Origin of the sequence: Flavonifractor sp. An100, from assembly GCF_002161175.1 — a bacterium.
Taxonomy (GTDB): domain Bacteria; phylum Bacillota; class Clostridia; order Oscillospirales; family Oscillospiraceae; genus Lawsonibacter.
On record NZ_NFMA01000001.1, the window covers coordinates 184017 to 195920 of the forward strand.

General features: G+C 58.9%; 6 protein-coding genes. 3 read left to right on the top strand and 3 right to left on the bottom strand.

What is annotated here, in order from left to right:
• The first annotated feature begins 3 nt into the window (after positions 1–3).
• A complete protein-coding gene (locus B5E43_RS00885; RefSeq protein WP_087392860.1) occupies positions 4–1410 on the top strand; it encodes an MATE family efflux transporter in 1407 nt (468 codons plus the stop codon).
• Between the two features lie 58 nt (positions 1411–1468).
• On the opposite strand, the gene B5E43_RS00890 is transcribed toward B5E43_RS00885, so the two are convergent.
• Both B5E43_RS00890 and B5E43_RS00895 read right to left on the bottom strand, forming a co-directional pair.
• Entirely contained in the window at positions 1469–2323 is an 855-nt protein-coding gene (locus B5E43_RS00890; protein ID WP_158098923.1) for an SH3 domain-containing C40 family peptidase, read from the bottom strand.
• Positions 2324–2462: 139 nt separating this feature from the next.
• Positions 2463–2753, bottom strand: coding sequence for a hypothetical protein (locus tag B5E43_RS00895; RefSeq protein WP_087392862.1), 291 nt, complete (start codon positions 2751–2753; stop codon positions 2463–2465).
• A gap of 416 nt (positions 2754–3169) precedes the next feature.
• Here B5E43_RS00895 and rpoB point away from each other — a divergent pair, with 416 nt between their 5' ends.
• Both rpoB and rpoC read left to right on the top strand, forming a co-directional pair.
• Positions 3170–7021 (top strand): DNA-directed RNA polymerase subunit beta, encoded by a 3852-nt coding sequence (gene rpoB, locus B5E43_RS00900; RefSeq protein WP_087392863.1) that lies wholly within the window; start codon positions 3170–3172, stop codon positions 7019–7021.
• Positions 7022–7043: 22 nt separating this feature from the next.
• A complete protein-coding gene (gene rpoC, locus B5E43_RS00905; RefSeq protein WP_087392864.1) occupies positions 7044–10724 on the top strand; it encodes a DNA-directed RNA polymerase subunit beta' in 3681 nt (1226 codons plus the stop codon).
• Positions 10725–10832: 108 nt separating this feature from the next.
• Here rpoC and B5E43_RS00910 read toward each other — a convergent pair whose 3' ends face one another.
• On the bottom strand, positions 10833–11621 hold the full coding sequence (locus B5E43_RS00910) for a substrate-binding domain-containing protein (protein ID WP_242964654.1): 789 nt from the start codon (positions 11619–11621) through the stop codon (positions 10833–10835).
• Positions 11622–11904: the final 283 nt, after the last annotated feature.

An 11904-nucleotide genomic window follows, 5' to 3' on the forward strand; every position in this document is an offset into this window, starting at 1 on the left:
TCCATGCGAAAGCGACAATATCAGATTGACATGTGCAGTGGCCCGCTGTGGAACAAGCTCTTGCTGTTTGCCCTGCCTCTTATCGCATCCAGTATGCTCCAGCTGCTGTTTAACGCGGCGGATGTGGTAGTGGTGGGCTGGTTTGCCGGGAAAGAGGCTCTGGCGGCAGTGGGCTCCAACACATCGCTGATTAACCTGTTGGTCAACCTGTTTATCGGACTGTCAGTTGGTACCAATGTGGTGGTGGCTCGGGATCTGGGGGCGGGCAGGCACGACAATGTCAGCCGCAGCGTCCATACCTCCATTACACTGGCGCTGATCAGCGGTGTGATAATGACTATTTTTGGCGAAGTTATGGTGCGGAAGCTCCTGATATGGATGTCCTCTCCCACCGATGTGATCGACCTGTCTACCATCTACCTGCGGATCTATTTCTTTGGCATGCCGGCCAATCTGCTGTATAATTTTAGTGCAGCCATTTTGCGTGCCCAGGGTGATACACAGCGCCCCCTCTACTTCCTTACCATTGCCGGTGTCATAAACGCCCTGCTGAATCTGTTTTTTGTTGTGGTGGTGGGGATGGACGTGGATGGCGTGGCCTATGCCACCATTATTTCCCAGTATATCTCGGCGGCCCTTGTGTTGCGGTGCCTGATGCGGGAGGAGGGCCCGCTGCACGTAGAATTGAAGAAGCTGGGGTTGGAATGGTCAGTGGTCAAGCGAATTTTGCAGGTGGGCCTGCCAGCTGGTTTCCAAGGAATCATTTTTTCCCTGTCCAATGTAGTTATCCAGTCGGCGCTGAACTCCTTTGACGACGCTGTTGTGGTAGCCGGTTCGGCGGCCTCGGCCAATATTGAGGGCTTTGTGTATGCAGGCATGAACGCCTTTTATCAGACTGCCCTTACCTTCAGCGGCCAGAATTATGGAGCGGGGCAGTGCAAGCGGGTAGATAAGGTGCTACTTTGGTGCCAGGCATTTGCTGTAGGAACGGGGCTGGTACTGGGGAATCTGGCATACCTGTTCGGCAATCAATTGGCTGGAATCTATGCCCCAGGAGAGCCGGATGTTATTGCGCAGACGGTGCTGCGCCTGGGATTGGTTTCCTGCCCCTATTTTCTCTGTGGCTTTATGGACACTATGGTTGGCGTGCTGCGGGGAATTGGTTATTCCGTCGGTCCTATGATTGTCTCCCTGGTTGGGGTATGTGGTCTGCGGCTATTCTGGGTGGCGACCATATTCCATGTGTTCCCCAGTCCCTGGGTGCTGTACGCATCCTACCCGGTGACCTGGACCATCACCGGAATCGTACACCTGGTATTTTTCCTATACGTAAGAAAACGAGCCTACGCCCGTGTAAATAGCGGAGGTGCCCTTGCTGCGATGGAGGGGCATCATCCGGTGCAGACATAACAAAACACCCCGGAGAATTGCTCCGGGGTGTTTTTTATTTGTGTTTAATTTTCTTAGATCAAACCAAACGCCGGCCGCCTACAAAGCCGGAGGTGTAGTAGGCCTCGTCCATACCGCTGATAATCACGCCCACGGTAGAGGTGGAGGCGTGGACAAACTGGTTGTTGCCGATGTAAATGCCCACGTGGGAGGCCCGCTTGCTGCCGGAGCCAGACTTCTTGAAGAATACCAAATCGCCGGGCTGAAGCTCGCTCATGGAGACGGCAGTGCCGTTGTCCAGCTGATTGGAAGCAGTGCGGTTGATGGAGTAGCCAAACTGTTTGTATATGTAGGTAGTAAAGCCGGAGCAGTCAAAGCCCTTGGGGCTGCTGCCGCCGTAAACGTAGGGGTAACCCACAAAGGTAAGAGCGTAATCCGCGATCTCCTGGCCCTTGCTGGAGCTAGTGGCCTCAGAGGCGTCTACGATGGCAACATACTCCGCGCTGATGTAGCCGTTTTCAATCTGGTACCAGCCGTCGCACTCACCGGTCAGTTCAACGATCTTGCCCATGGACAGGCTGTCTATCTTGTCATAATCGGTACCAGCGCCAGAGCGGACATTGAGGGAGGAGGCGGTAACCTTGCCATACTTGATCTCCTCGTAAACCGTAACAGTGGGAGCCTCAGCAGCCACAGCGGCAGGGGAGGGGGCGGCGGCAGCCGAAACGGCGCCGGCGGAAGTGTCAACCTTCAGATAATCGCTGGAGACGAAACCAGTGACATCCCGGTAAGAAATCTGATACCAGCCATTTTCCACGGAGGAGAGGACCTCAACCTGGGTGCCGGAGTTCAGTTTAGTCAGAACATCCGCCTGGGTGCTGGCTTCACTGCGGACCCGCAAAGGGCTGGTGCCGGAATCAACGACACCCGTCACAGCAAAAGAAGGGGCGACAAGAGTACTGATAACCAGGAGGCCTGCGGTAAGACGAACGGCGGATGATCGAATGGCGTGCATGGCTGGTTTCCTCCCTAATTCTATCTATAAATTCTGGTTTACGGTAAAATCATTGGTGTTACTTGGTGCTCAATGCACGTTCCAGCCATACAGAGGCCACGTCCATGGCGGCATAGAGGCTGTCCTTCTCGCTTTTCTTCACCACACGGTCCCGGCTTTTCAGTTCGGGATCGGTGAGCTGAAGCTGTACGCTGACCCGGTCTGCCATCTCCAAACCATTGATGTTTTTGGTGGAGAGGACCTGGAGCATGATGATGTACTTCTCCGCCATGGTGCCGTAGTAGATCAGATTGTCTTTCCGACGCAGGGGATGCCCTTTATAGGAAAGAGGAATGTGTTCGCTGGCCAATGTGATTCCTCCTCAAATCAAAACTTGTAACCGAATTGTAACATATTTGTTACCAGTTGTCAAATCTTTTTCCAGAAGGAATTTTTAGGTAGTTATACAAAAAAGGAGGACAAAAGATGGAAAAAAACGGAGGCAGGGCTTGACAGCCCTGCCTCCGCATGGTACAATAAAATGCTCTTATAGCCAAGTTTAAAGGGAAGCAAACGCCTCCATCATCATGGAAAGATTACCATGAACGGGGAAAAAAGGCAAGAGAGTCCGGAAGGAAACGAACAACGCGGCCGGGTGTGCGGAAAAGCGGTCTGACGCCAAACTTGTGCAGAATGACGGCGAAAAGGGCTGTTTTTCCTTGCATCCGGGGGAAAACAAGTGAGAACCAACCGTTGAGTCAAAAGAAAGCGAGTTGATTTTTTAGAATGGTCAAGGACGTGTATTACGGCAAGACCCTGCGCAAGAGCTTTGCCCGGTACAAAGAGATCCTGGAGATGCCCAACCTGTTGGAGGTTCAGAAGACCTCCTATCAGTGGTTCCTGGACACCGGCCTGCGGGAAGTGTTCAAGGACGTCGGCGCCATCACCGACTACGCGGGCAACCTGGAGCTGAGCTTCGTGGATTACTCCATGGATGAGAAGCCCAAGTACGATGTGGAGGAGTGTAAGGCCCGGGACGCCACCTATGCCGCTCCCATCAAGGTAAAGGTCCACCTGCGCAACACCCAGAACAACCAGATCAATGAGCAGGAGATCTTCATGGGGGACTTCCCCATCATGACCAACTCCGGCACCTTCGTGATCAATGGCGCCGAGCGTGTCATCGTCTCCCAGATCGTCCGTTCCCCCGGCATGTACTACACCCGTACGGCGGACAAGGCGGATAACCTGACCTTTGCCACCACGGTCATCCCCTACCGGGGCGCCTGGCTGGAGTATGAGACCGACCTGTCCGACATCTTCTATGTCCGCATCGATAAAAACCGCAAGCTGCCCATCACCTGTCTGATCCGCGCCCTGGGCCCCCGGTCTGACGCGGAGATCATCGAGCTGTTCGGTGAGGACGAGCGCATCCTGTCCACTCTGGAGAAGGACGCCTGTAAGACCTATGAGGACGCCCTGCTGGAGATCTACCGCAAGCTGCGTCCCGGTGAGCCCCCCACGGTGGACTCCGCCGAGTCTCTCCTGTCCGCCACCTTCTTTGACCCCCGGCGCTATGACCTGTCCGCCGTGGGCCGCTATAAATTTAATAAGAAGCTGGGCCTGTGGGCCCGGATTTCCGGCCAGAAGCTGGCCCTGCCCGTGGCCGACCCCCGTACCGGCGAGATCATCGCCGAGGCCGGTGAGATCCTCACCCGGGAGCGGGCCCACGAGCTGGATGACCGGGGTGTCAATGAGGTCATCGTGGACATGGACGGCAAGAACGTCAAGGTCTTCTCCAACAACATGGTCCACCTGAAGGACTTTGTGGACTTTGACCCCGCCGAGGTGGGCGTGGACGAGATGGTTTTCTTCCCCGCTTTGTGCCAGTTGCTGGACCAGTTCTCCGGCGAGGAGCTGAAGGACGCCATCCGGGAGCACCTGGATGACCTGATCCCCAAGCACATCACTGTAGAGGATATCATGGCCTCCATCAACTACCTCAACTGCCTGGCCCACAACCTGGGCACCCCCGATGACATCGACCACCTGGGCAACCGCCGCCTGCGCTGCGTGGGCGAGCTGATCCAGAACCAGTTCCGCATCGGCTTCAGCCGCATGGAGCGCGTCATCCGGGAGCGCATGACCACCCAGGACCTGGATGTGGTCACCCCCCAGTCCCTCATTAACATCCGTCCTGTCACTGCTGCCATCAAGGAGTTCTTCGGGTCCAGCCCCCTGAGCCAGTTCATGGACCAGACCAACCCCCTGGCCGAGCTGACCCACAAGCGCCGTCTGTCCGCTCTGGGCCCCGGCGGTCTGTCCCGTGACCGGGCCTCCTTCGACGTCCGAGACGTCCACTACAGCCACTACGGCCGTCTGTGCCCCATTGAGACCCCCGAAGGTCCCAACATCGGCCTGATCTCCTACCTGGCCTCCTATGCCCGCATCAACCGCTTCGGTTTCATCGAGGCCCCCTACCGCAAGGTAGACAAGGAGACGGGCAAGGTTACCGACCAGATCGAGTATATGACCGCCGACGTGGAAGACGAGTACACCATCGGCCAGGCCACCGAGCCTCTGGACGAGAACGGCTGCTTCGTCAATGAGCGTATCACCTGCCGTCACCGCAATGAGACCATCTCCGTGGACCGCCACCAGGTGGACTACGTGGACGTGTCCCCCAAGATGATGGTGTCGGTGGCTACCGCCATGATCCCCTTCCTGCAGAACGACGACGCCAACCGTGCCCTGATGGGCGCCAACATGCAGCGTCAGGCTGTGCCTCTGCTCCGCCCCGAGGCCCCCATCGTGGCCACCGGCCAGGAGCACAAGAACTGCATCGACTCCGAGATCGCCATCCTGGCTGAGGGTCCTGGCACCGTCACCAAGGTGTCCGCCCGGTACATCACCGTGGCCTACGACAACGGCGAGACCAAGGAGTACCGCTTGACCAAGTACCTGCGCTCCAACCACACCACCTGCATCAACCAGCGGCCCATCGTGGACGCGGGACAGCGGGTGGAGTTCCAGGACGTGCTGGCCGACGGCCCCTCCACCGACCGGGGTGAGATCGCTCTGGGCCGGAACATCCTCATGGGCTTTATGACCTGGGAAGGCTACAACTACGAGGACGCCATCCTGCTTAACGAGCGCATGGTGAAGGACGACGTGTTCACCTCCATCCACATCGAGGAGTATGAGACCGAGGCCCGTGACACCAAGCTGGGCCCCGAGACCATCACCCGCGACATCCCCAACGTGGGCGAGGATGCCCTGAAGGATCTGGACGAGCACGGCATCATCCGCGTGGGCGCCGAGATCCGGGCCGGGGATTACCTGGTTGGTAAGGTCACCCCCAAGGGCGAGGCCGAGGCCACCGCGGAGGAGAAGCTGCTCCGGGCCATCTTTGGTGAGAAGGCCCGTGAGGTCCGTGACACCTCCCTGAAGGTGCCCCACGGCGAGGCCGGTATCGTGGTGGACGTAAAGATCTTTACTCGGGAGAACGGCGACGAGCTGTCCCCCGGTGTCAATCAGGTGGTTCGCGTCTACATCGCCCAGAAGCGTAAGATCTCCGTGGGCGACAAGATGGCCGGCCGCCACGGCAACAAGGGCGTGGTGTCCCGCATCCTGCCCCAGGAGGATATGCCCTTCCTGCCCGACGGCACCCCCCTGGACATTGTGCTGAACCCCCTGGGCGTGCCTTCCCGTATGAACATCGGTCAGGTGCTGGAGGTCCACCTGGGCTACGCCGCCAAGACCCTGGGCTGGAAGGTGGCCACCCCCATCTTCAACGGCGCCACCGAGGAGGACATCCAGGAGTGCTTGAAGATGGCCGGCCTGGCCCGCGAGGTGGGCTACGAAGAGCCCCTCATCGGCAAGCAGCTCTACCTGGCTGACGACACCCAGGAGGACGGCCTGCGGGCCCTGACTCCGGAAGAGATGGCCGACGACCGGCAGGTCCGGGCTTGGCAGAAGGCCGGACAGCTGCGCCTGGTGGACGGCAAGAACTGGCTGTACGACGGCCGTACCGGCCGGCGGTTTGACAACCCCGTCACCGTGGGCTACGTCTACTTCCTGAAGCTGCACCATCTGGTGGATGATAAGATCCACGCCCGTGCTACCGGCCCCTACTCCCTGGTCACCCAGCAGCCTCTGGGCGGCAAGGCCCAGTTCGGCGGCCAGCGCTTCGGCGAGATGGAGGTGTGGGCCCTGGAGGCCTACGGCGCCGCCTATACCCTGCAGGAGATTTTGACCGTCAAGTCCGACGACGTCACCGGCCGTGTGAAGACCTACGAGGCCATTGTCAAGGGCCTGAACGTGCCCAAGCCCGGTGTACCTGAGTCCTTCAAGGTTCTGATCAAGGAGCTGCAGTCCCTGTGCCTCGACATGCGGGTGCTGGACGCCGAGGGCAACGAGATCGAGCTGAAGGATGACGATGAGGACAACTACCAGCCCGTCCGGGATGACTACTATGACCGGGACGACGACTTCGGCTACCAGAAGGACGCCGACTTTGCTTCCGCCGGCGGCTTCACCTTCAAGGGTGACAGCGACGACGACGACCTGGTCCTGGACACCGATGAGGACAGCGACGAGGAGGGCTCCGAGGACGGGCTTTCCGACGAGGACTTTTGAGAACGGGAGGAGATTATAGGATATGAGTTACGCTGAATTCGACGCCATCCGCATTGGCATCGCCTCCCCTGAGCAGATCCGTGAGTGGTCCTACGGCGAAGTGAAGCGCCCGGAGACCATCAACTACCGCACCCTGAAGCCCGAGAAGGACGGCCTGTTCTGTGAGAAGATCTTTGGCCCAACCAAGGACTGGGAGTGTAACTGCGGCAAGTACAAGAAGATCCGCTATAAGGGGAAGGTGTGCGACCGCTGCGGCGTGGAGATCACCAAAGCCAAGGTGCGCCGGGAGCGTATGGGCCACATTGAGCTGGCCGCCCCTGTCTCCCACATCTGGTACTTTAAGGGCATCCCCTCCCGGATGGGCCTGCTGCTGGACATCAGCCCCCGGATTTTGGAGAAGGTGCTGTATTTCGCCGCCTATATCGTCATCGATCCCGGTTTCTCCCCTCTGTCCAAGAACCAGATCCTGTCCGAGAAGGAATACCGGGACATGCGGGAGAAATATGAGGACGACTTTGACGCCGGCATGGGCGCTGAGGCCGTGAAGAAGCTGCTGCAGCAGATCGACCTGGAGCAGCTCTCCCAGCAGCTGCGCACCGAGCTGAAGGACGCCTCCGGCCAGAAGAAGGCCCGTATCGTTAAGCGTCTGGAGGTAGTGGACGCCTTCCGCCTCTCCGGCAACAAGCCCGAGTGGATGATCATCGACGTGCTGCCCGTCATCCCCCCCGAGATCCGGCCCATGGTTCCCCTGGATGGCGGCCGCTACGCCTCCTCCGACCTGAACGATCTCTATCGCCGGGTCATCAACCGCAACAACCGTCTTAAGCGCCTCATCCAGCTCAACGCCCCTGACATCATCGTCCGCAATGAGAAGCGGATGCTCCAGGAGGCGGTGGACGCCCTCATCGACAACGGCCGCCGGGGCCGCGCCGTCACCGGCGCCAACAACCGGGCGCTGAAGTCCCTGTCCGACATGCTCAAGGGTAAGCAGGGGCGTTTCCGTCAGAACCTGCTGGGTAAGCGTGTAGACTACTCCGGCCGTTCCGTTATCGTGGTAGGCCCCTCCCTGAAGATCTATCAGTGCGGCCTGCCCAAGGAGATGGCCATTGAGCTGTTCCGGCCCTTCGTCATGAAGAAGCTGGTGGACGATGGCCTGGCCAACAACATCAAGGCCGCCAAGAAGATGGTGGAGAAGGGCGAGGCCGCTGTGTGGGACGCCCTGGAGTTCGTCATCAAGGACCACCCCGTGATGCTGAACCGTGCGCCTACTCTGCACCGTCTGGGTATCCAGGCTTTCGAGCCGGTGCTGGTGGAGGGCCGCGCCATCAAGCTGCACCCCCTGGTGTGTACCGCCTTTAACGCCGACTTCGACGGCGACCAGATGGCCGTCCATGTGCCCCTGTCCGCCGAGGCCCAGACCGAGGCTCGGGTGCTCATGCTTTCGGCCAACAACCTGCTCCGTCCCCAGGACGGCGGCCCGGTTACCATCCCCTCTCAGGATATGATTCTGGGTGCCTACTACCTCACCTTTACCCGGGATGAGGAGGGCACCGGCCATTGCTTCGCCGATAAGGACGAGGCCATGCTGGCCTACGACGCTGGTGTGGTCACCCTCCACTCTCCCATCAAGGTGCGGATGTACCGGGAAGTGGATGGGGTCATGCAGCACAAGCTGGTGGAGACCACTGTGGGACGCTTGATCTACAACGAGGCCATTCCCCAGGACCTGGGCTTTGTGGACCGCACCAACCCCGAGACCATGTTCGATCCCGAAATCAACTTCGTGGTGGGCAAGAAGCAGCTGGGCAAGATCATCGACAAGTGCATCACCAAGCACGGCTTCACCGTCTCCGCCGGGGTGCTGGACGCCATTAAGGACCTGGGCTACCACTACTCCACCCGGGGCTCCCTTACCGTGGCCATTGCCGATATGACCGTTCCCGCCAAGAAGTATGAACTGATTGCCGAGACTGAGAAGGAGATCGTGAAGATCGACCGGCAGTACCGCCGCGGTCTTATCACCAACGACGAGCGCTACCGCCTGTCCGTGTCTGCTTGGGAGCAGACCACCAAGGACGTTACCGAGGCCCTCCAGGAGTCCATGGACCGCTACAACCCCATCTTCATGATGGCCGATTCCGGCGCCCGTGGTTCTATGGCCCAGATCCGTCAGCTGGCCGGTATGCGTGGCTTGATGGCCGATACCGCTGGCCGTACCATTGAGATTCCTATTAAGGCCAACTTCCGTGAAGGTCTGTCCGTGTTGGAGTACTTCATCTCCTCCAGAGGCGCCCGAAAGGGCATGGCCGATACCGCTCTGCGTACCGCCGACTCTGGTTACCTGACCCGCCGTCTGGTGGACGTGTCCCAGGAGGTCATCATCCGGGAGGAGGACTGTGGTACCACCGATGGCATTGAGGTGGCGGAGATCGAGGAGCACGGCCAGGTCATCGAGACCTTCGCCGAGCGTGTCCATGGCCGCTATCCTGCCGAGGACATTGTGGACCCCGCCACCGGCGAGGTGCTCTTCACCCGCGACACCATGATGCGCAAGGACGACGCCGCGGTGCTGGAGGCCCATGGTATCCATTCCGTAAAAATCCGCTCCGTGCTCACCTGCCGGGCCCGCAGCGGGGTGTGTTCCAAGTGCTACGGCATCAACCTGGCCATTGGTGAGCCTGTGGGCGCCGGTGAGGCGGTTGGTATTATCGCCGCCCAGTCCATCGGCGAGCCTGGTACCCAGCTGACCATGCGTACCTTCCACACCGGCGGCGTGGCCGGCGGCGATATCACCCAGGGTCTTCCCCGTGTTGAGGAGCTGTTCGAGGCCCGTAAGCCCAAGAAGATGGCCCAGCTGGCGGAGATCGGCGGCCGGGTGACCATCGAGGAGACCAAGCGCAACGTCATGTGCAACCTGACCATCACCGCTGACGACGGCGAGGTGGTCACCTACGCTCTGCCTTACTCCGCCGGCATCAAGGTGAAGGACGGCGACGTAGTGCCCAAGGGCCTGGAGCTCACCGAGGGTGCTCTGTCTCCCCACGAGGTTTTGCGCATCCGCGGGTTGTCTGACTGTCACAACTACCTCATCCGTGAGGTGCAGAAGGTGTACCGTCAACAGGGCGTTGACACCAACGATAAGCATATCGAGGTTATTGTCCGCCAGATGATGCGGAAGGTGCGTGTGGAGGATGCCGGGGACTCCGACCTGCTGTCCGGCTCCACCATTGACATCATCGAGTTCCTGGACGCCGAGGAGGCCGTCAAGGCCCGCATCGAGGCCGGGGAGAAGAACGAGATGGGCGAGGATCTGCGCCTGCCCACCTGTACCCGTCTGCTCATGGGTATCACCAAGGCCTCTCTGGCCACCGAATCCTTCCTGTCTGCCGCTTCCTTCCAAGAGACCACCAAGGTGCTCACCGAGGCGGCCATCAAGGGCAAGGTGGACCACCTGCTTGGCTTGAAGGAGAACGTCATCATTGGTAAGCTGATCCCGGCCGGTTCCGGCCTGGCCCAGTACCGCAAGGAAGACCCCATCGATGATGAGGGGAACCTGGTCGGGGCCCAGAGCGGTTCCATTGTGGCGGATGCCCTGGATGAGCCCGAAGAGGGCGGGGAGGACAGCGGCGAGCTGTTCTTTGAGACCGGCTCTATGGAGCTGGAAGCCGCTTCGGAGCAGCACAGCGAGGACACTCTGGTCTAAGCAAATAGCCATAAATGTCTGAAAAACCCCGGCAGCAGAGGGAAGCCTCTGCTGCCGGGGTAAAAAACACCCCTGTTTTCCTGAGAAGTTAGGAAAACAGGGGCGTTTTTATTTTTTGGGTGGGGCGCAGGATTCCCGGCAAATCAGTTGGCTGGGGAAAAACAACTTCACCGGCTGCTTGTGGCCCCCTTCAATGCGGTCGACGAGCAGCTTGGCCGCCGCGTGTCCCATTTCCTCAATGGGGATGTGGTTGCTGGTGAGCATGGGGCTGAGGTAGCGCACAGTCTCCATATCATTGACGCCAATGAGAGAGACGCCCTGAGGAACTTTGAAACGGTGCTCTTTGAGCGCTTTGAGGGCTCCGATAGCCGTCATGTCATTGGCGCAGAGAATGGCGGTAAAATCCAGCCCCTGGGCCAACAGCTTTTGTGTGGCATCGTAGCCGCCTGTGGGAGTGAACATGGTCTCAATGACATAGTCATCAGGTAGGTTGAGATTTAGGTCACGAACAGCCCGCAAGTAGCCCTGGAAACGCTGCTCGTTGGCTGTTTCGCCCATATAACAAATACGGCGATGACCCAGGTTGTAGAGATAGTGGACACTGTTTTCGGTCGCCCGGCAGCCCCGGCTAACTACCTGGTCAATGTCGAAGGGGAGATTCTGCAGGCCGACATAGACAATATGGCGGTATTGGGCCTGCAAAACGTTTAACGTGCTGGCGTCCGGGCGGCCCAGTACCAGAAGTGATTCCACAGAAGGATCAAGGGCCTGCCAGCCGGCACTTTGGAGATTTGCTGCGCTGTACTGGTAGCGCAGGATATAACCTAAATCGAAGATGGCATGCTCGGCAGCATTCATCAAAATGGAGAAAAAGGGGTCTAAATGGGCATCGATCATACGGGCGTGAAAGCAAGCGATTTCCTTGCTGGAAGAGTGGGAGGTGCTCTGGGAACGTTTGAGGCTGCGTGCGTTTTGATTGGGCGTATAGCACAATTCACGGACCGCAGCCCAAATCTTTTTTTGAGTTTCTGCACTGGCAGCGGAGGTTTCGTTGCCGTTTACCACCCGAGAGACCGTCGATGGGGAAACGCCCGCAACGCGGGCTACATCTTTTATTGTCATATTCAATAAACCCACCAAAATCGTTTAATTTCAAGGGGATTATAACACACACGGCGGC